The sequence below is a fragment of the Pseudomonas syringae KCTC 12500 genome (genome assembly GCF_000507185.2).
GTDB lineage: Bacteria > Pseudomonadota > Gammaproteobacteria > Pseudomonadales > Pseudomonadaceae > Aquipseudomonas > Aquipseudomonas syringae.
Map to the genome: position 1 here is coordinate 3,302,731 of NZ_AYTM02000002.1, position 21,066 is coordinate 3,323,796.

19 protein-coding genes and 2 pseudogenes are annotated in these 21,066 nt (G+C 54.3%); 1 reads left to right on the forward strand and 20 read right to left on the reverse strand.

Annotated elements, in window-relative coordinates; genetic code table 11:
* Positions 1-3: 3 nt before the first annotated feature.
* The 20 genes and pseudogenes from V476_RS14990 to V476_RS28940 all read right to left on the reverse strand — a co-directional run bounded on the left by V476_RS14990 (position 4) and on the right by V476_RS28940 (position 19,344).
* Positions 4-753: a TIGR03747 family integrating conjugative element membrane protein gene (locus tag V476_RS14990; protein ID WP_003425101.1), complete on the reverse strand. Its 750-nt coding sequence runs from the start codon at positions 751-753 to the stop codon at positions 4-6.
* A gap of 39 nt (positions 754-792) precedes the next feature.
* The gene (gene traD, locus V476_RS14995) at positions 793-2,952 is read right to left on the reverse strand and encodes a type IV conjugative transfer system coupling protein TraD (RefSeq protein ID WP_024960166.1); all 2,160 of its coding nucleotides are present in this window, start codon (positions 2,950-2,952) and stop codon (positions 793-795) included.
* 11 nt (positions 2,953-2,963) lie between these two features.
* Complete coding sequence (locus tag V476_RS15000) at positions 2,964-3,470, reverse strand: integrating conjugative element protein (RefSeq protein ID WP_024960165.1); 507 nt, start codon at positions 3,468-3,470, stop codon at positions 2,964-2,966.
* A complete protein-coding gene (locus V476_RS15005) occupies positions 3,467-4,024 on the reverse strand; it encodes a lysozyme family protein (RefSeq protein ID WP_003425094.1) in 558 nt (185 codons plus the stop codon). The genes V476_RS15000 and V476_RS15005 overlap by 4 nt, the downstream gene beginning before the upstream one ends.
* Positions 4,009-4,755, reverse strand: a complete 747-nt coding sequence (locus tag V476_RS15010) for a TIGR03759 family integrating conjugative element protein (RefSeq protein WP_003317507.1) — start codon at positions 4,753-4,755, stop codon at positions 4,009-4,011. Before V476_RS15010 ends, V476_RS15005 begins: the two co-directional genes overlap by 16 nt.
* 8 nt (positions 4,756-4,763) lie before the next feature.
* Complete coding sequence (locus V476_RS15015) at positions 4,764-5,474, reverse strand: hypothetical protein (RefSeq protein WP_024960164.1); 711 nt, start codon at positions 5,472-5,474, stop codon at positions 4,764-4,766.
* 548 nt (positions 5,475-6,022) lie between these two features.
* Entirely contained in the window at positions 6,023-8,281 is a 2,259-nt protein-coding gene (locus tag V476_RS15025; RefSeq protein ID WP_024960162.1) for an SNF2-related protein, read from the reverse strand.
* Positions 8,282-8,387: 106 nt separating this feature from the next.
* Entirely contained in the window at positions 8,388-9,839 is a 1,452-nt protein-coding gene (locus V476_RS15030) for a DUF6094 domain-containing protein (protein ID WP_024960161.1), read from the reverse strand.
* 29 nt (positions 9,840-9,868) lie between these two features.
* Entirely contained in the window at positions 9,869-10,468 is a 600-nt protein-coding gene (locus tag V476_RS15035; RefSeq protein WP_024960160.1) for a hypothetical protein, read from the reverse strand.
* 66 nt (positions 10,469-10,534) lie between these two features.
* Positions 10,535-11,059 (reverse strand): annotated as a pseudogene (locus V476_RS15040) (hypothetical protein).
* An 88-nt stretch (positions 11,060-11,147) separates the two neighbouring features.
* Positions 11,148-11,759, reverse strand: coding sequence for a DUF3275 family protein (locus V476_RS15045; protein ID WP_005895439.1), 612 nt, complete (start codon positions 11,757-11,759; stop codon positions 11,148-11,150).
* A 95-nt stretch (positions 11,760-11,854) separates the two neighbouring features.
* Positions 11,855-12,190, reverse strand: coding sequence for a hypothetical protein (locus tag V476_RS15050; protein WP_024960159.1), 336 nt, complete (start codon positions 12,188-12,190; stop codon positions 11,855-11,857).
* A gap of 476 nt (positions 12,191-12,666) precedes the next feature.
* Positions 12,667-12,822, reverse strand: a complete 156-nt coding sequence (locus tag V476_RS28610) for a hypothetical protein (protein ID WP_162839171.1) — start codon at positions 12,820-12,822, stop codon at positions 12,667-12,669.
* Between the two features lie 70 nt (positions 12,823-12,892).
* Complete coding sequence (locus V476_RS27270; protein ID WP_080278512.1) at positions 12,893-13,465, reverse strand: STY4534 family ICE replication protein; 573 nt, start codon at positions 13,463-13,465, stop codon at positions 12,893-12,895.
* Positions 13,466-13,561: 96 nt separating this feature from the next.
* Entirely contained in the window at positions 13,562-13,792 is a 231-nt protein-coding gene (locus V476_RS28470) for a hypothetical protein (protein WP_003425076.1), read from the reverse strand.
* Positions 13,793-14,095: 303 nt separating this feature from the next.
* Complete coding sequence (locus V476_RS15070) at positions 14,096-14,461, reverse strand: hypothetical protein (RefSeq protein WP_080278511.1); 366 nt, start codon at positions 14,459-14,461, stop codon at positions 14,096-14,098.
* A 184-nt stretch (positions 14,462-14,645) separates the two neighbouring features.
* Positions 14,646-15,193 (reverse strand): annotated as a pseudogene (locus V476_RS27280) (regulator).
* Positions 15,194-15,540: 347 nt separating this feature from the next.
* A complete protein-coding gene (locus V476_RS15080) occupies positions 15,541-15,807 on the reverse strand; it encodes a hypothetical protein (protein ID WP_024961508.1) in 267 nt (88 codons plus the stop codon).
* A gap of 818 nt (positions 15,808-16,625) precedes the next feature.
* Entirely contained in the window at positions 16,626-18,647 is a 2,022-nt protein-coding gene (locus tag V476_RS15085) for a DNA topoisomerase III (RefSeq protein ID WP_024960796.1), read from the reverse strand.
* Between the two features lie 169 nt (positions 18,648-18,816).
* On the reverse strand, positions 18,817-19,344 hold the full coding sequence (locus tag V476_RS28940) for an MmcQ/YjbR family DNA-binding protein (protein WP_235810939.1): 528 nt from the start codon (positions 19,342-19,344) through the stop codon (positions 18,817-18,819).
* Between the two features lie 229 nt (positions 19,345-19,573).
* On the opposite strand from V476_RS28940, the gene V476_RS15095 reads away from it, so the two are divergent.
* On the forward strand, positions 19,574-20,920 hold the full coding sequence (locus V476_RS15095) for an FAD-binding oxidoreductase (protein ID WP_161780170.1): 1,347 nt from the start codon (positions 19,574-19,576) through the stop codon (positions 20,918-20,920).
* The last annotated feature ends 146 nt before the right edge of the window (positions 20,921-21,066 follow it).

Genomic DNA, 21,066 nt, shown 5'->3' on the forward strand with positions numbered 1-21,066 from the left:
CACCTAAAGGTATTTTTTGAAGCTGGACGCCGTAATGCTGACCGCCAGGCCGAGCAGTGCCGCGCATGGCAGGAGCACTAGCAAAGGGCTCACGCTGAATGGCAGAGCCAGGTAAAGGCTCCAGGGGATGATCACCAGCGGCACCATCGTTGCTCGAGCTTTGTGATACAGGTAGCTGGACTCGCGGCCGGCACCGAACCGCCGCAAGTCTCTGCGCACCAGCCCGTCCACAAAACCAACAAATGCCGTCATCACAAATAACGGGATTGCGAGGGTCAGGATCACCAGGCGCACGCAAAACACCAGTGTCGTGTAGAGCGCCGCAAGGCCGTAATCCTGAAACTTGCTGACTCCCACGCCGAGCATGTAGCGCATATCGAAACCGCGTGATCGTTGTCCTGTCGCAGCATAATCAGAGGTGTGTTGAACCCAGTCCTGAAGCCCAGTCTTGACCACCAGCCAGTCATATGTGGTTTGAACCAGCCATGTCGCCGTTCGGCCTGGCTCTTGAACAACCACACTCTGCAGGAACCCCTTAGAGAGCCAGCTGAGTTCATGATCAAGCATTGCGCGAGCGTGCTGCCAACCGGCCTCCGGCCAGAAAAAGTACATGCAGATCCATTCGACGATAATGGCTCCCCCCAGAGAGAGGAACATTACTGCCGCGAATCGGAAGGGCAGGGTGAAGAGAGAACCTATGAACGACTGTTCGTGGTCTTGTTGCTGTTTCGCGCGATCGGCAACGTCAGCCATATCAGATGCCCCCTTGCCGATCGCTCAACCCGCCGAGAGTCATGCCGCATCCTCAGGTGCAACAGCGATTTTTTTGAAGTCGTCGAGCAGATCTGCAGGCAGCGACTCGTTTAGCGTCTGATAACCGGGCGCTGACCACCAGCCAGTGTCGTCGACCTTGCCCACCTGATACGTCTGACGCATGCTTTCCGCCAAGGCCTGCAGATCTGCCGGCATTACTTCATCAGGATCATGGCCAGGCAAAGGCATTCTGATTTTCCACAGATTGCCGCCTTCCATGAGCGCAAAGCATTGGCCCTTGGGCAGGCCGACGACATGCGCTGGCTCAATCATTGGCACGCTGACCTGCTGCACCTGGTCATGACTGGATGATGTGAACGCGGTATTGCCCGTTGCACTGTCATTCGCCGAGCTGGCCGGGGTGGATGTGAAAACCTGAACCTTAGGCAACTGGTTTGTCAGCAGCTCGGCGGTGGACGTTTCGCGGACGCGCAGCATGAACACGTTGTTGAAGTTACCGATCACCTGGCCAGCCTTGGCCTTGTTGCCGATCTTCGCTTCGATATCGCTCATTGTCTGGGTGTAAGCAGTCACCTGCATGCCGGCACCACCACCCTTGTTGATCATCGGAATGAATTCCTCACCCATCAGCTCGTTGAACTCATCGGCATGGAGGTTGATAGGCACTTTGGTGCCAGGGACGCCGCCCGGTAGTCCGTCGTCGACACCGAACTTGTAGATATGGCCAGCGACCGAGACCAGGTCGGAGAACATAGAGTTGCCGACGGCAGCGGCGACCTCTGTGTCCGACAAGGCGTCCAGGCCGATATAAACCACGGCCTTTTTGCGGACCACCTGCATCCAGTCAAAGATCGGTCGAGGATCGTTCACGTCCTGATAGTCCGGCGAGATCAGTTCCGCCATGCGGCCTGTTGTCAGCTTCTCAAGCAGTGGCAGCAGCGAGGCGACGATCTTGTCGAAATAGGTCTTGTCGTAGCGGACCGCGCTGCGCAGTCCATCCATCACTGGATCTGCCACGCGCGTCTGAGACAGGTATTGATCGATGGCCACCACACGGAACGGCCGACCCTTCATGTTGAACGGTACGTTTTTGTCGTTGAGCTTGCCCTCAATGGCGACGATCGCCTCCCAGGCCTTTGGATCAGATTCATCAAAGTATTTAGAGGCATACTCCTGGAACATCCCTTCGATGTTGATCACGTGCTGCTGGATCTGGAGGTAGTCAGGTCGGCGGCCCAGTGCGACCAAGGCTCTTGCGATGATGTTCACGAAACGCCAGGCGAATTCACGGAATGCTGCCGAGTTTCCTTCGCCGGAGAGTTGGCCAGCGATCCGGGTGGCCACCTCCGAAATCCGACCAAAACGTCCTACGGCGTTGTAGCGTGCCGAGTGATCCGGCCAGCCCAGGTGGAACACATAGAATTCATTCAGGCGTCCGGCGCGTTTGGCTTCGAGATACATGCGCTTGAGCAGATCGGCGTCGCCCTTCGGGTCGAAGACGATAACGACTTCATGCTGGCCGTGTTTTTTACGCCGAATGTCCTGAGTGATGAACAATTCAGCCAGGCGGGTTTTTCCGACACGGGTAGTGCCCAGGACAATTGAATGGCCTACTCGCTCACCCAAAGGGAGAGAGACGTTCTCCTCGTATGGCTCGATGCCGTGCAGCCTTGGCAAACCGCCGACGGGGGGCAGAGGTCGCACAGGATTGATGGGCACGTCCCATGATGTGGCTCTGGCCAGAAGCCGGACCGGGTATGGGGCGAACTCAGCTCTTTCCTCAAAACGACGCGCTGCGCGGAAAAGTGGGGTAGCTTCAACGTAGCTGGCGTACTTCGGCAGGTAAGTGTCCATCAGCCGCTGGGTATGGCGCTGCTGCCAGCGAAAGCCAAGACCGATGAAGAGACGTTGATTGCTGACCGGCACTTCTTTACTGGTCATCGTGTAATGAGGTAGTCGACGGATGTTTCGGCGATAGCGCAGCACCTGCCATGCTTGTTTCAGACGCACTAATCCCAAAGCGAGAAAGCCCGCGGAGGTCACGATGCCGAACAGCGGAGTAAGCGCAAACGCCCAGGGAGCGAACACGCACAGGAATGCGCCTGCAGCGCACACGTACACGGTGTACAGCTCTACGGCGGGTCTGAGCAGTGATTCAATGGCGTAATCGTGAGCCATAACCCGACCTCCTATTGCTCGATGGCGGTTGGGGTGATCAACACCGGATAGTGATTCAGGCCGAGTCGTTGAGAAAGCTCGTCACCTGATGCGGGGGACACGAGCGCGTCGGGCAACCAACTCCTGACTACGGCAAGTCGTTCTTGTGTGGGCACGTTGACCACCAGTCCTACGGCCTGCATCTGCTTCAGCACCGCACCGCGTTCTTGTAGCCATCGGCGTGAAGTTTCATCGTCCCCGACCAGGAACAAAGGCTGCAGGCCTGGCGCGTTGATGATTCGGCCCTGAACTGTCCCCGGAGTCATTCGAGTGGTGCGTACCGGCAATCCCTGTGCTGCTACAGGATCCAGTTGCGAGGTCAGGTCATTTGAGACAGAAGAGGACGGCTCGGGATTGAGAGATCGATAGTAAGGCAGCGCTGAGTCACCACCTTTGTCTTCAACCACGGTGAGCTCTGCAGCTTGGCAGATCATAAATGGCAGGCAGAGCGCTGCGCCGAGGATCACTGAACGGTTCATGGATTGGTCACCAGCATTTGGATGCCGGTTACCCGGCTGAGATGTTTGGCAAAAGCCTTGCGGTAATTGGCGGCTGGAGCGCCGCCGGCAGGCCGGTGATAGCGCCCGGCTACGGTGATCCAGTCACCGCCGAGCGCTCGCTGTTCAGCCAGGATCTGCGCGGTCACGTCCAGGTTCTTGTAGGGATTGAGCGAGTCGCATGGATTACTGGAATGGAAACGATGGCCGTTCCAGCCCATGTTCACCTGTCCCAAACCCACGTCTACACGCTTAGGGCCTGCCTGGACGAGGGCTATGAGTAAGGCAGTGCATGCATCCGCGCGAGTTGCAAAACGGTAACCCGCGCCGGCAACGTTCAGCGTCCAAGGCCACGGCACAAGCTGACCACGCAACTTCGCCCCGCTTTCCTGCAGTGCCACTGAATAGAGCACTTCCGACGGAATACTCGCGGCTTGGGCAGCCAGCTGATAAGCCGGCGGCGGAAGCTCGGCTGCATGGCTTGTCAACGCGAAGCACAGCAGGGCAAGGCCTGCCCACGTCACTGACGCAGCCATTGCCCGTTCACCTCTCGCACAACGGCCGGTAACTCGCCACCCAAGCTCAGGCCAAGCCAACGTCCACCGTCATGGTTGAGGGTGATTTGTCGGGTTCTGACATTCGCAGGGTCGATCCCCGAGACAATCGCCCAGTTGCGAATTCGCTCATCGTCGTTCTGGCTACCCACCATGTACACGTCAAACGGCTGCTTCTGAGCTTGAAGGGCCTTCACTCGTATCGAGCATTCCGGGCAGTCGTCCTTAACAAACACTGCCAATCGGCCGTTGCCCTGGTTAGCTGGGCTCGCGGCCGTCCCTTGGGGCGCAGAGCTGGCGATGGGCATCAGGTTCGGGTAGACGCGTTTGAAGGCATCGTCATAGGCGCGTTGATACGCTAATTCTTTTGCCGTGCGCTGCGCCTCGGCTTTGACCTGGAGCTCTGCATACCGCCGGCGCTCTTCATCATTGCGGGCTTCGATACCCAATGCTGTCAGCGGATCCAGCCCGGGGGAATACACACCTCGTGAACTCTGCATCAGCGTTTGATAGCGCTGCCATTCCTGAGGACTGAGGTTCCAGTCTCGTGCCAGGATCTCGTCGCTCGATTGCGACTGACTGTCCAGCAAGGCGCTCTGTTGCTCTCTACTGGTGGACTGTGCAGAGCTGTTTGTTGCAGCATTGGCCATACCAGCCGCTGTGATCAGGATGACTCCCGTCAGTGTGAACATTCGCAGGTTGTAAACGGTCATGTGAACCTCTAAGGGCGCAGGGGCAGAATGCGGGTTGAGCCGTTGATGCTGAACAGGGCGCGCGAGTCATCCAGGCTGTTGAGCTGCCAGTTGCTCCCCGCGACCATGTCGCCCGGGCGTATCAGGTTCAGTTGACTCAGCTGAGTGCTGCCAGGCGGGGCAACTGACAAGAAACGTTCGCCTCCGCGATACTCCACACCCACGACCGAAAACGGTGGAGGAGCCTCCTGGACTTTGGTTTGTGCTGTTGGTTTGCGGGAGGGGGGGGGAATCTTTGGCTTGGCTGCCGTGATTTGAACAGATGCTGGTTTAGCCGCACGCAGGTCTTGGAGTTTCACCTGCAGCTCCTCGATCCGAGCCCCCATGACCACAACTTCTTCCATTGTGGCACCCTGCTGGGCAGCGTCCTTCGCCGCCTCCTGCACCTGCTTCAGGAGGGCTTGAACGGCATCGATGCGGTTGGACAAAGCCTGCTGGCCGGCTCTGAAATCATCGATGGTCACGGACTTCATCTGGCTGGCGGCATCGAGCCGGTCATCCACGCCATTGATGCGTTGGGTGATGGCGTTGACGGTTTCCAGGTTCGCAGCAGATTCAAAACCCGTTTTCAGGTGGAGAATCTGCCATTGCTGGTAGACCAGCATGCCGATCAGGACGATCAAGGCCAGGATTTGCAGTACGTTGGCGCGGGAAAGAGAAGGGCGCAGTGGCAGCTTCATGGAGGACCTCACTCAAGATGTGAGGCACGTTCGCAAAATCAAAGATTTGAAGCAGCAGGAAACCGTTTTTCAGTCGCAATGGGTTTTCAATGAGGGGCACCGGAACCAGATTTCGCAAGAATCTGAGCACCGTCGAGGATCATTATCGAGCAATAACGGATCGATCCTGGATTGCCTATTAGATCACCAGATAATGTAAAACGCGGCACAAGTACATAGGAGGCATGTTGCAAAACAATACACAAATTTTTTGAAGTGACCCGTGTAGTGGTCCGTCAGTATGTGATCTATGTCTCCCGGGGAGCAACACGTGTCTCTAGAGACGTGGTGATATATCGCAAGCGCTCGACGCTCCTTCTCAGGGTCGTTCTTGTTTACGTAATAGGAAACAAAAAATATACATGCAGCTGCGCCAAATGCTAAGCCAGCGGTCATCAGAAAAAACGATAGAAACATTGCATGAGTACTCAATTTGGCCTCGCCATTTTGAGGAACGTGGGGTTTCACAGTCTCCAAGTATAAAAAAAGCCACCCGAAGGTGGCAATGTTCAAGCGTTGATGAGTTGTCTGGCGAGTGCCATCTCTACGGAATCGCCATCCTGGTTCAACGAGTCCAGCCCAGACTCTGGAACATCCCCTGAAGTGCTCTGCGATACGGCGATCTTCTTGGCCATCAGCTGCAGGCAGGTGATCTGCGAGCTGCCGATGTAGCCGAAAAAGATCACCCGGACGTCCTGCTTCTGTCCGATCCTCCATGAGCGCCTTGCCGCCTGTTGCACCGTGTAGACGTTGTAACCCGTCTGCATGAAGGCAATGGTCGGAAAGTCGAGCAGATCTAGACCTGTTTTTACGAGCTCCGGGTTGGTGATCAGTACGTCGACGCCTCGATCAACCTGGTCGAGGATCCAGTCCTCGCGCCTGGCGGTGTCCACCGATGCACGAAGCACTGCCACCTTCAGTCCCGATTGTTCGAGCACCCGCTTCATGCGGCTTGTGGTGTCTCTGGTACCTGTGTAAACCGAGTAGGCCAGAACCTTGCGGTTTCGGGCTTTTTCAGCAAGACATAGGTCCAGAAGGGCCTGTTCCTTCGGCATGAGCTCATCCTCTTCGAAGATCGATGGCACGAAAGCCAAAGTGTCTCTGGATCGAGGATGTTTCACGACTTCAGGTCGAAAGCAGCAATCCGGCCACGCCAGTAGCACGTTCAACACAACCCCTAGAAGCGTGGTGTCTCTTCGGGCCAGCGCCTGTCGGAGCTCGATGGTCAATGTCTGGGCAAGCTTAAGGTGAGCCGCCTCCTGGTCTGGAGACATCGGTACGTCAATGAACTCTTCCCGGTAGCCAGGTAGTACGTTGCCGCCGATATCCTTGAGTTTGAGGAACACAGTGAAGGGTAGAACGAAGCGGTGAATGCCTTTCGGGCCGAAGCCCGGAGCTTTGACCGTCCGCACGGAGAGTTTCTTGCCTTTGGCCGTCTTGTGAGAACTGCCATCTCGCTCCGTGTAGATATCCTTCAATACCCCGTGATCCCGCATAAATGACATCGCCGCCGGCGCCATGCTTCCTCGCGCGTTGGGTCGATAGCCGTCCTCGATCATACGTCTGGTGAGGATCCGGAACAGTAGGTAGAACAGATCGTCCGCATAGCCGCCCATGAGAGTGCCGGTCAGCAGCACAGTCTTTCGTGCTTTGGCTGCGAGCACGCCCATAGCCTGACCTTGTGCCGATCCACTGTTTTTGTACTCATGCCCCTCGTCCACGACCAGTAGGTCGAAGCACCCATCAGGCAGGTAGCGCTTGATGAACTCGGTGGGTTGGTAACCCCCCTCGCCGAACCCGAACTCGATGTTGGCCATCGCACGCTCCATGCGCTTGGCTTGGCGGTCGCTGAAGATGAAATTGCCTTTGGCGTCCATCAGGTTGATGAACTCAGAGACATTGTCCAGAAGCATCGAGGCGAGAAAGTCTTCGCCGAAGTCAGATAAAAGCCGTTCTGCACGAACAGGTCCGATTGTAGGGATGCGACACATCGACTTTAGGATCGTGTTACGGCGGCTGCCGCCATCCGATTTGCCCGGACGCATCAGCGTCCATAAAGCGGCATCACAGTGGTCGCAGCGTCGACGTCGCTCTTCACGCTGAAATTCCTCAGCAGTGATCAGATTGCCTTCCTGGTCCTGGAGCAGACGTCCACAATCTGGACACGCTGCCAGGCTCCTTCCACCGCCGGCACGTCGCTGCCAAAAGGCAAGACGCCAGTGAAACCCCATCCGCATTCGCACGCGGCCGAGAATAAAGAACTCCTGACGTCCGTCGTAGGTATCACCCAGTTGATCGCGCAGCTTCAGCAGCTTGACCAGGGTATCCGGTCCGTTGAGCACCCAGACGCGAGCGTCAGGGATGGTTTCGAGGATCTCGCGCCGCCACTTGTAGACCAGGTGCGGAGGCGCGATGACCATCGTCCTGCGATAACCAGCTCCATGCATGACTGCAGCGAGAGCGATGGCCATCATTGTTTTGCCTGTCCCCATCTCGGCATTGATGATGCCAGCCTGCTCATTCTGATCGAGCAAAAGCGCGGCAATTGCCTGGACCACTTGAGCCTGGGCAGGGAAGGGCTGTCGTTTGAGGCCGTCCAGCACCCACTGCCGAGCCGGATTGTCGATGCCGGCGTAGACCGGTGGGTTGGAGCGGTTGAGTGACTCCAGGAGTTCGTCGCCAAACTCTTCGATAAACTCAGTGAGCCCGATGTTCAAAGTTGGCACACAAGGGTGGCCTGCAGGCGCAGCCAAAGGCAGGTCGTTCATGATGTTTCTCCACTATTGGGTTAAACAGGGCATGCACGACACCACCAAGGGTATTGTTCATACCCTGAGGTGCGGTTAGATGATTGAAAGGTCTTGGTAAAGTTTCTTAGTAGTCAGATGGCAACATGACTGTTGTTGCTGAGCGATCAGACTCGGTAATGATCCAGAGTCTGGTCTCATCCTCTGCGTCGATGTCATACCCTGAAAACAATCGACCTTCAGCACTCAGTGCTTGCTGATTGCTGTCCCAGTCGTCGTTTGAAATCTCGCCCCAATCGCCCGTCGCGTGACGCTTTAGGTACTGCATCACGTCGAGAGAGTTGTTTTCGAGCAGACTTTGAACGCTATGCGTGAGCACCACACGGCCCAGTTCAAATAAAGCGTCCTGGCTACGTGCTTCAGTGTTTGAGGTGGTTTCGTGTGCCGCTGGTGTTGTCGCATCCGAGCTGATGGTCAGTGCGCACCCGAGATAGGATGAGCCTGGCGTCATGTCCCATGCCCGGATTCTGGGCACAAAACGATCAGTCAAGATCCGTGTCTCGAACACGTTGCCGTCCTCGTCCTCGGTGAATTCGGTCTTGGGAACCTTATCCTTGTAAGTGTCGCCCTTGAGGACAAGGACGCGCCCGGACCGAGAGGTCACCACACCGGTTATGGCTCCAGCAGCGAGTGCCAATGCTAAGTGCCACCGTGAAAGTGCCTTCACGGGGGCGCGCGGTTGAGCGCCAGTCTGGCCAAAGTGCAGCGTGAAATCAGGCCATAGGCCTCTCAGACGAAGAACCTCTTCACTGAATTGCTCGGGTTCAAGAGTGATTCGGTAGAAGTGTTCCAGGTCATTAGCGATCGGTAGGACAGCGTATTGCTCCCATGGCCAAGTGGCCGGTAGCAGATCAGCAGCTTCTTCCCCGGATCCGATTGCCCGCAGATACTCACGCATCGCCGCCAGTTCCCGGAGTCTTGCCAGATCCTGACGCCGTACCCTGATTCCGAATATCACGACCTGTTTGAACGTCCGGTCTACCGCGGCGCAGATCCGCAGCCCGGTAAAGTGATTGGTGAGCCAGCCACACAGCTCGTCGTCCAGCACGTAGTGAGGAACGATGAATACCATCACCCCTCCGTACTGAAGCAACGGCAGTGACCGTTGGTAAAATGCCTTCTCCAGCCTTTTGCGGCCGCTACCCTGGTACTGCGAAGCGCCAGAGTGATCAGTGACCAGATCCCCGTAGGGAGGGTTGAGCCAGAGCAGTCCGAAGGACTGTCGAGAGATCATGGTGTCCATCAAGTCACCCTGCAGCACTCGGTCCAGCAACGTTTTCGAGTGATCAGCGCGCTCTTTGTCGTACTCAACCGCATACGTCTCTGTTCGGTCTCGCTCCAGTCGGTGTGCGACCTCAGCCAAAGCCACTCCTTCTCCCGAGCACGGATCAAGAATCCGCATCCGTCCCGAGGTCGCCGGCAACAATGCCTGCAGAGTGCGCTCCAGAGTCAGTTCGTCAGTCGGGTAATAGCCGTTGCGTGCAAAATTACGGGCAAGCCGTGAGAACATCAAAGCCATGGTTGGCTCCTTGGACTGGTGGGCGTGAACTACGCCGTAACTTCAGTGGTGAGTTTCCCTGCGCGAATGAGTTCGCCCAGAGCTTTTTCGAGCACGTCCAGCTGCAGCGACAAACGCCAGGCTGTAACCGAGCCAATAGCTCCCGGTAGCGGGTGCAACATGTTGTGCGCAGTAAGGACTTCCATCACCGGCTCACGCCAATGTGGAAGGAACGGAAGAGGGCAAGTGTCTACGATCAGCGGCCACAACCTATCGAACGGGTCTTGGGCTTGATTGATGAGCGCGTAAGCAGAATGGTTTGCTCTATCCGGCTGCGAGCAACGCTGATCGAACAGCCATAAGTGCAGCAGGCTACCGAAGAGCGTTCCGCGAAGCTGGCGAGTGGTGCGTTTTTCCAACAGATCCGTATCAGGGAACACCGGGACGCGTTGGTCATTCATGACGATGTGGAACTGGTCCAGGCCGTTCTCGGTGGTACCGAGTGTGAGTCTGGCCAGAAACTCCTGCATGGCCGTGTCGCGGCCCCAGGCTGATAGAAATATCAGGTTTCGCTGCTCGTCACAGACGCACGCGTCGACGTACAGATCCGGGCATTCTTCGATGTGAAAGAGTTGAGTGCGGTTCGGCATTAGGTCCTCCAAAACAGGAGGGGAACCGCCCTGAGGGGCGGTGATGCCCCTCGGGATTCAATGTGTTTAGCGGATAAACTCGGGTTTATCGATTGCCGCCCGAGTTTGTTCTTCTGTCTCGTACTGCCAGCGACCATCAACGAACGCATCGCGGTCGAAGTCGTAAACTTCAAACATGACGTTTTTGTCGCATGGGTTTAGATGGGTGCAATACAGCTCACCCTCTGAATTCAAACCGGCTGCCTAGTGAGCCCCCAGTTTGAGTCGGTAACCCGGTCGACTCTTCAGCAGCATCGTGTATATCTCTAAGATCTGATCGAAACTGTAAGGCTCAGCAGCCACGAGTTTTTTCTCAAGCGGATCGAAGGTTACGGTGTTTGTTTGATACAACGGGCTTTGCCCAGCAATGAATATCTCGCATCGGAAGCGCGGTCGCATTGCTATGGCCGCGTCTGCCTGTTCTACGGTCAAGTCAAGTTCGTCGACCAGAATGTTCCAGATTTCTGAGTCAGGCGCTTCTTCGTTGTTGGTGAGTTGATCCTCAATGATATCCAGGATCGCTTTCTTGATATTTATAAAAAGCGGATGCATGTGCTGCTCCTTCAGTTAGTAATGAGGAGCACCCATGAGGGAGCCCTCAGGGGATGTAAAAGTAGAAAACGCTCAGTTCTGAGCAAGGTCAATGAGTGCTGAGATTCCAAATCTGCAGCTTGAAGTCAAGCTCATATCCGAGCTCGCCAAGGCGAACACATTGTTGCCGCAGACGCTTACGGTCTACAGTTGTGTCCAGCTTGACTGAACGTCCAATCGGCCAGATCGTGCCGAACAGCTCTGCATCAGCCTCATGTGCGGTGACCTGTTTCTCAGGCTCGGATCTCGTCATCCCGAACGGTGCGTCACTGCCAGCAGAAACTGATCTTCTCGGAGCTGTTTGAATAGTCGGGCGAGGTTTGGTTGAAGACGAGCCTCCCGAGGCTTCTTCGTCGAGTGGGTCAGTTTCGTTGTTGGACAGCCTCTCAGCCTCGTCTGCGCTCAGGTTGGCCACATCGTCCAAAGACATGCTGTCCAGCCTGGCGCGGACTTCGACCACTAATCTGCCGCCGTTTGTGTAGTAGGAGGGACGAATTTCGGTGATAACAAAATCACCTCGATATTTGCCCTCGTGGTACTGGTCCAGCAGCGCGTCCTTGATAACGAACTCACCGATGGACGTCGAAAGTCGCCCAACGTTGAAAGCGCCGTTGCGACCGCTGATGGTGCGTATGGCCAAATAGCCGGGCAGGTTGATCATGACTACTCCGGATTATCGGGCAGGCCACTAATATGGGAGCCCGAAAAAAAGCCCGAATATTCGGGCTTGTTCGTGGTTGCAGGTTGCTAACTGGGTCAGCAAAGATAGAGCGGCTTTTCATCCCTCAGCGAAATACACAGGTACGAATTACCGTGTACTGCATCAATGCGATGGAGTTTTAGCTCCAGCCATTCACGCCCTGAGCGGTCACCGTTAGGTGGGAAACGATAGATACCGAAGTCTATCTGGGTTTCATCGGGTTGCAGGTGGAGTTCGCGATACGCTTCGAGTACGACGTCGCCTAGGCGAGTGCCGACTTCTGCAATATGTGATGGGGCTTCCAGGTGAACAGATTCATTCCAGGCGGAAGGAGTCAGCACAACAGGCAGTTTCAGCAAAGTGGATGGCAAGTGATTTATGGTGATGGACATAGTAGTTCTCCAGGTGCGGGTAACCACCTGGCCCGACCGGGAGGTGAATTACCCGGTCAGGTTGGTTTTCGTTCTCGAGAACGTTTGGTTAGAGTCTTTCTGTTACAGCGGATGGGCTATCAGGATATATATCTATCCCGCACCATTCCCGAAGAGTCCAGTAAGACCTGAGGAGTGCAGCATCTTCAATATACGAGCTGTGGTCCGGTGTGAAATTCTCAACGTGGTCCAATAGGGCCAAGTCTTCGAGCTTGTCCAGTACATCCTCCCAATACAAACTGGAAAAGCGATCCGGCGGCGTATCTTTGTTCAAAACCTTTTGATAGATACTATCTTGAGTGTGTGCTTTTGAGATCAGCAAAGCGAGCTCAAGTCGCAAGGTTAGTCTATTAGTATTACTGTCCATAGGAGCTCCAATATAAGGGCCCCGGTCCCTTAAGGGTGGGGGCCTTAAGGGTAAAGTAGAAGGTTTAGTGTCAAGAAGTGATCACCATACCTGCCATTGCAAGAAAAGTGGCGACCAGTACTCCTGCGCCGATCTGAGTCAGTAGTTGAGCGGAGAGCTGTTGTCCAAATTCCAGAAAAAATATGCTTAGCACTGTAAGCACGAGTGTAGCGATAGCGAATTTCATGAAGTCGTTACCTACTTTGTGGAGAAAAGAAAAGGCGCCTGCAGGGCGCCTTGAGGTTGTAAAAAATCTATCAAGCGGCTTGTTTCTCTCCTCGTCCTGCGCGAGCTGGTTTTGCTCGTGTTGGCTTAGGGGGAGTAGCAGCTGGAGTAGCCACATCAGTTGGTTCGCTGGAGGCAGACGCCTCGGATTGAACGACTGGGGTAGCTTCGGACTCTGAACTATCAGAAGAGGCAGGTGCTTCTTCTTTCTGCGGAGCCTGATAGACGTATTCACCTTCAACTTTGATCCAGGCAAGGTACAGGAGACGGCCTTTAAGGCTCACACCTGCTTGGCCCTGCTTAGCACCACTGCTGTAAGTAAAAACATCAGCCCAGATATCGCCGATCCGGAAAGAGACAAGAACCTTCTTCTCGGCAGCAACAGCTTCCTGGCAACGGCGAATCAGCTTGTCAGCTTCAGCACCAACCACGTTGCAGTCGATGTAGGCGTACTCAGGTTTCTCAGATGTGCCTTTGAGGGCAGCTACTGTCACAGCCATGAAAGGAGCGCCCTTACGAGGCTTCACTTCACGAATGCGGTTGAGATAGCCAATGCCGACGGTGTGCAGGTCGAAGTATTTGGTTTCGTTGGTAGAATTGCTCATGATGTATCTCCAGTTTTGAGTGTTCAAAGCGGAGATACACTTCGCCCAGGGGGAAGGTATTCCCCGCATGGGTGGTAAAGCGAAATTTTACGACAATCAATGCATGAATCTGAACGCAGTAAGCATAACGCCTACAGCAGCAGTCAGCATGACGGCCATACGAATGGTGAGTTTCAGTTCGAGTCTAGACTCGAGAGTGTCGATGTCGGCTTTTGTCGCGAGTTGCGTTTGCATATCCGACTCCAGAGCATCGACGACTGCAGCGGCGCGGTCTTCCGGAACATCGATTGAAATCAATGCTTGGTACAGCGCAATACTGCTTTTCATGAAGGTCTCCTGCTGGGCACGAGACCAACCCTACGGGAAAGGTCCCGATGGGGTGAGAGAATCATTGTGCATCCATCAACCAGATAAACTGGTCAACCGTTCGCGCTTCCGAATGCTTTGCGAACTAGGGGTTGGATTAATGCGTTGAACGCATCGTAGTCATGAAATCCAGACTACCTCGGGCATGTTGCTGACAACGTCAGCGGTACATGGCTTCAGAATGGTGTAAGCCTGAATCCTTTGTCAACCCTCCAAATGAAAAAAGCCCCTCAAGAAATGAGGGGCTAGTCAGGGATGGGAGTATCAAGCAATGAGCTGGTCCAGAGGACCCATGACAGGGGCCTTAACTGGTGGTTCAGGATCCTGCTTTGGGGATGTATCAAGCGCCTTCGATGCGCGAGATTTCCTAGGTTTCTTCGGGGTTTTGACCTGAATCTCTTGCATGTTCTGATCGTACCAGCCAGCAAGATCGACGTGTTTGCATCGAGCCAATGCCGGCAGGCGGTATTGTTCCGACTGTTCGTTGGACATCGCAGGTTCAGGCATCATCCTGAGTTGCTGTGGTGCCACACGTCCTGGTTCAGGATTCGAACTATGAGTGACCGCACGGATGCATTCACGCAATGCTGTACCAACCATAACGCCAAAACGAAAGCTTGCTGTACTCATGATGTTTCTCCAGGGAAAATTGCGGAGAACACCGCCCGAAAGGGGAGTGATTCCCCGCTGGGTGAGTGACGCGTTTAATGTGCATCCATCGGCGTTTGAAACACCGATCGTTCGCGCCTCCGGAAGCTTTGCGAACTTTAGGTTGGATCAATGCGCAGAACGCATCGTAGTCGTGAGATCCAGACTACCTTCGACGAATAGTTGATAACTTCAACGCCTTAATCCACAAAGCTTTGAGGAAGTTACGGATAGGTCTGCTTGCGTATAAAATTTCTTGTTGACGCCATTGTTCATTCATAAGCTCCCATTCCTCATCACTCATCGCGAGGGCTGGATCACTTATTTCAAAGACTTCAGCATCAGTAAGGTCACAATCTTCAGGTCCATAGTGCTCATAAACCTCTGGCCCAGTGAACTCAAAGCAACCGCATGGGCAGGTGTCTTCAGTAAGGCCGTGACTGCAGATTCCATGGCTTCGATTAACTTTCCTTGCCGCCTTGATTTCTGACGGGGAAAGATAATCATAGTCCAAGCGTGCATAGCTAAATGCATCTGCTGCTTCAAGCGCCAGTTCGTCATCGCCGAAAGTCTCAATCATCTGAGAGCAGAAATGCTCAAAGACCATTGTTCGTATGTCGGAAATTGACGGCATGCCTCGCCATAAAGCATATCAACGCGTTTCGTGATTTCAGCATTCTGAGATGCTGAGTGCATAGCCGTGTGATTCGACATGGTCAGTCTCCGTCCAATAGTAGAAAACGGAGACACTTGTCCCTAAGGGAAAGTATTCCCCGAGGGCAGGTGAGTTATATGACATGACTCAGCCAAGCCGAGTGCAGCGTTGCGGGTGATGTGAAATATGCATCCATCGGTAACCAATACCGATCGTTCGCGCCTCCGGAAGCTTTGCGAACTTTGGGCGGGATCAATGCGTGGGACGCATCGTAGTCGTGAGATCCTGACTACCCGGGCATGTTGCTGACAACGTCAGCGGTACATGTCTTGAGAATGTGAATTCTTTGAAGGCTTGTCAAGCACGAGCTGTAGGGTTTGGCCACGACCAGCGTGAGATGCTTGTTTCAGAGCTCTCTACGACAGTATCTTCCTTCTGCTTGGCTTGGTTCGCAGGCAGCAACCACGGCATTTGTCGCATCAATCACGGACTGCAGTCGACGTGTGATCATCGGGATCTCATCATGCTCCAAGGCTCCCCCTACTCTCAGAATCGCAGCGAGTTCTAAGGCTGCCTGAGCCGCTTGGTTTTCAACTGTTTCTGGCCTTACTGGAGACTGCTTAGACGCAAGTTTAGTGACCATCCAGTCAAGCACTCCCTTCAGCGCACTCATGTTTATTCCTAATATTGATGAACGCAAAATACAGCGCTCCTTACTGACTCAACCCCGCAGAAGCGAGGCGTAATTAGAGCTTGTTCTATTCACGCGAAAGAACAACCTGTTGGAGGAATTTCACGCAAACAGACGCTTTGTCTGGCTGGAAAAACAATGTTGTTCTAAAGCGACTCAATGGGAATCGTGCTGAGAGCTATCTCATTGAAGACGCTAGCTCTCAGCCGATGTGTACTTTGCAACAACTTGTAAAGTTTGCCACCTGTGAGCGCTAGCTCAGCGAGGATCCCTGGGCATTGATCGCACGCATTGCTACATCGACATCACCCGGCCCGTTGTCGTGGCTTGGGCCAGTTATCAAAAGGCACGCATTCGCGCACAAAGGGAACCCGTTTTTTCACCGGTGGGCGCCGGCAGCGAAAAGTGGCTACCTCGGCAGGTAACCTGGTCATCCAGCGTTGCGAGATGACCAGGTTACCTGCCGAGAGAGTCGGAAGCGTTTTTAAAAAAAAGTGGACCGCAACACCAGTGCGGCCCTGAGACGATTATGCATCGAACCTTCTGTGAACTCTGTGTGCCTATGAACCCGCTTTCACGAGTTAGACGGCTGCGTGTCTGCTACTGAACAGGGAGACACAGGGAGAGTTCACAACAAGATCTGTACGCCCCTCCCGATGCTTTGCGTACTTTGGGGGAGGAGAATGAAGGCAAGGCCGACTTCTCCAGGGTGTCACTGATGACCGTCAGTGACCAGCGGGGTGGAACTGGTAGTAGCCCCATTGTGGCACATCATTTGTAACCCCGCTATCACCAGCCTCTCAGCTGCCCTTGACAGTAGGGGCTCGGGGCTTGACTGACTTGCCAAGTGATTTTTTCTTCCCTGTACCAATGTTCACCGTGCCTTTGCATTCGGGGTAGCGGGAACACGCCCAGAAAACGCCTGAGGATCCTTTACGCTGCGAGGTTTTCGCACTGCACAAAGGGCACTTGGGACCTTCGGGCACTTTGATCGACAAGGTGGTGCCTTTGTATTGTTCGACGAGCCTGGTGATCCAGCTCGATTGTCTGGCGATAAAATCATCGAGCGTCAGGGTGCCTTGCTCGATCATCGTAAGAGCTTGCTCCCATATCGCAGTTGTGCCGGGATCGGCCACAGCAGGAGGGACCGCATCAATCAGCGAAAACGCTGCTTCAGTTGCTCGCAGCGCGCTACCTTTCTTGATAAGTGATCCTCGGTCTATCAAGCCCTGAATTGTGCCTGCGCGAGTTGCTTCAGTACCAATGCCGGTGGTTTCCTTCAGCTTTTGAGCCAGCCGTGGATCCTTGACCAGCTTGGCTATGGTTTTCATCGCTTTGATCAATGTACCTTCGGTATAAGCCTTGGGCGGCTCGGTTTTCAGGGATTTGAGATGCAGGTCCTGAATGTCACACCGAGTACCAATTTGCAGCACTGGCAGGATCTGAGAGCGGCCACCACTTTCCTCAGTCTCCTCTTCGGATGATGCAGAAAAAAGAACCTTCCAGCCTGGGACCACTATTCGCTTGCCCACTGCTTGCAGTGGAACTGAATTGCATTCGAAGGTGGCCACGGTCCGGTCGTACTCATGGGTAGGCAGGAACTGCGCAAGGAAGTGAGCGCGGATCAATTCATAGACCTTGAGTTCCTTCTCAGACATTGCTGAAAGGTTTGCAGGTTCAAGCGTGGGGATTATCCCGTGGTGGGGACCAGTGATTTTTTTGTCATTCCATGCCCGGGAACGTAGCTCCGGGTCGATCAGTTGCAGCGTCTTACCGATAGATGTATCTGTTCGGTTCAGAGCATCGAGGACCATGGGAACTTCATCAAACATGCTCTCCGGCAGGTAACCGCAATCGGTCCTTGGGTAGGTCGTCGCCTTGTGAGTTTCGTAAAGTAACTGTGCTACGTCCAGCGTCTCTTGCACACCCATCCCAAACTTTGCAGAGCACACCTCCTGCAGGGTGCTTAGATCGAAAGGGAGCGGAGCTGGATCCTTGCCACGCTTTGTGTCAACAGAAACAGTTGAGGCAGCCTGGCTACTTTTCAGCGCGGCCAGTGCGGAAGCTGCAGCAGCTTGATCAAGGCAACGGCCTTCCTCATCTACGACGTACTCATCGGCGACCCATTTCGCCAAGAACGATTGTCCTGCAGTCCAGAGCTGAACCTCGACACTCCAGAACGGTTTGGGTATGAAGTTCGAGATCTCCCGGTCGCGGTCGACCACCAGGCGGAGGGTCGGTGTTTGAACACGGCCCACCGAGAGCACACCGGTGTACCCTGCCTGTCGGCCGAGCAAGGTGAATAGCCGCGAAAAATTCATACCGATGAGCCAGTCCGCTCTGGAGCGAGCGAGCGCCGAGAGATACAACGGGTAGGTTTCAGAGCCTTGTTTGACGGTGTTGAGCGCCTGGCGGATGGATGCTTCATTGAGCGCAGACAGCCATAGCCTTTGAATCGGTCCCCGGTACCCACAATACTCGATCAGTTCGCGCGCGATCATCTCGCCCTCGCGGTCAGCGTCTGTCGCAATGACGAGCTCGGTGGCCTGCTTGAGTAGCTGCTTGACGATCTTGAACTGGCTGGCGGTTTTCGGCTTGACTAGCACTTTCCATTCCGCAGGCAGGATTGGAAGTGTGTCCAGGCTCCAGTTTTTCAGGTGCTCTCCATAGGCATCGGGAGGAGCTGTTTCCAGCAAGTGTCCAATTCCCCAGGTCACGGCCACACCATTGCCTTTGATGCAGCCGTCACCTCGTGTTTTGGCTCCGAGCACGGCGGCGATGTCTTTACCTTGGCTGGGCTTCTCGCATAGATACAAACGCATAAGGACTCCGATGAGGATCTAACTCAAAGGAGAACAGTGCCTGTTATGGTCAAAGCATGCCTTAGGAAACCCGATATGGACCGTTCAGGGTTTGATTTTTCTTGAGGTAATCGCTGTCCCCTCACTGGCTCATTTGTCTTCCCAGTGAATAAAAAACAGTAGGTAGGGATCAAATATATCGAGAACGGCTGCAGCGGGATCTCACGTCAACGACGTTACGACCCTCTGGGGCGTTCCCTATCGCACACATGTGGGCACATGCCCCAGTAAGGCTTGATCCGCTAGGCGTCTTGCTGGGACAAAGCTTTTCCATTCTGTCTTTAAGGTTTGGATACCTAAACGTGAGTTCAGGAGCCGATAAGGCGATGGCTTTCAGTGAATGAATTTCTTCTGCACCGAGCGGCCCGTTCAGAAGCACAGTGATCCAGTGTTCCTTGTTCATGTGATATGCAGGGTAAATGCCAGGCTTTTTCCTCAAGGAACCCACCAGCTCTGGTTGAACTTTCAAGTCAATGACATCAACCCGCTTATCCCCATCGATACCTATTTTTTCGGCAGGAATCTCCATGAGGAGGGCATACCACTTTTCAGTATCCGAATGCCTGAAGACTGTGTAATCGGGAAACTTTTCCCACGCATGATCCGGCTTTGTTTCGTATTTTTTTTGTACGTAGTCGATAAATTGCTGGCGGTTCATGTATTGCTCCTTAATCTGGAGTCCATGGACATCGAAAGGCAGTCAATGAGTGTCAATTTGAACGAAGTGCCCTCCATCTGAAGGTCATACTGACCATTGCATGGCTGAATAATTCAAGCTTTCAATGGGGGATGGCCAAGCTACTCGGAAGAAATGGCAGCGCGGTTGAACATTCAACGACACGTGGGTTCCCACACCTATGATTTACTTCCTGACGAGGCAAAATGTCATGCACCCATCACTCCTGAGTAACTTGGATCTCCACCTGCAAGGAAAGTATCGATTAGGTGCCTCGGCCGAGCGAGATCTGCATCAGGGACTGTGGAATGGCACTGCCGATTCAAACACGGTAGTTTTAGTTAAATGCTCATCATCTGATGATGTGCAGGCCGCTGTAAGAATCGCCGGCGAGGCTGACCTCAAGGTCTCGGTACTCAGTGGCGGGCATGACTGGGTGGGAAGAGCCGTCAGCCATGGCGGGATGACCTTGGATTTGCGTGCGATGCACAGTGCGGTAAGGGGCGAAGAGCTCAATATACTCAAAGTAGAAGGCGGGGCCGTTGTTAAGGACGCACTCGAAGTCCTCCCTCATGGCTTTGCATTTGTTTCAGGGGTGCACACTAAAGTGGGTGTTTCAGGTATTACATTGGGGGGGGGATACGGAAAGCTGAACTATCGATACGGTTTGGCTGCAGACGCGTTGCGCCAGGCAGATGTTGTCCTTGCCGATGGCTCGAAGGTTTCCGCGAGCGCACAGAGCCATCAGGATTTGTTCTGGGCTTTACGCGGCGCGGGGAAAAACTTCGGAGTTGTGACAGCCATGCAGTTTGAAATATTCCCCACCGTCAAGGTACTCAGCGGCGTGTTCTTCGTCCCGCTCGACTGCTCCCGGCAGGCGTTGCGGGAGGTGCAAAGTATTCTGGATGATGCCGGCGGCGATCTCAGCATCTTCTCGTCGTTTACGGAGGTTCCTGAATCGGGCTTTGGTCTGTTACTTGAATTATTGTGGGCAGATGAGGAAGAACGAGGCGCTGACTATGTGGAGCGTTTGGAGACGCTGCCGAACGTAAAAGTGGTGAAAAAGGAATGGGTGGAGTACAAACAGATATTTGACGAAAGTGGTGACAGCGCTTGGCCTGCGGGGCGCGGTTACAAGATGGACTCCCACAATATTCCTCGCCTTGGGGCTGAAGTCATCGACGCTATTGTAGAGCTGGCTTATGACGTACCTTCGCCGCGTACTTGCATCATGCTTCATGATTTTCATGGGGTCGCTGCTGAAGTAGGTGCACAGGCAACGGCGTTTCCTCTTAGACGCAACCATTTCAATATGCAAGTCGTCGCCAGTTGGGATCCGGAGGATTCTGAAGCTGCCCAGAAGGGGAGTGCATGGATAGTGAAAGCCAGGCAGCAAATGGAGCCGTTAAGCTTTTATGGAGGATATCCGGCCGTACTTGGTCTGGAGTGCGCACAACGAGCACGGTTGTTCTATCACAACCACATGGACAGACTAAAAGTTATCAAAAACACCTATGACCCCGGCAATATGTTTGCGGCAGATTTTGGTATTTTTTAGAGGTTTTAACGCCGTAGCGAACATCGTCACGGTACGGCGGCGAGACTCTCACTACGCCAGGATAAGCCATCGTCGATCGAGCGATTAATCGTATTCGTCCTGCCAAGGCTGGGTTCGTTAACGGCGCAGAATGGTTCGTCGACGGT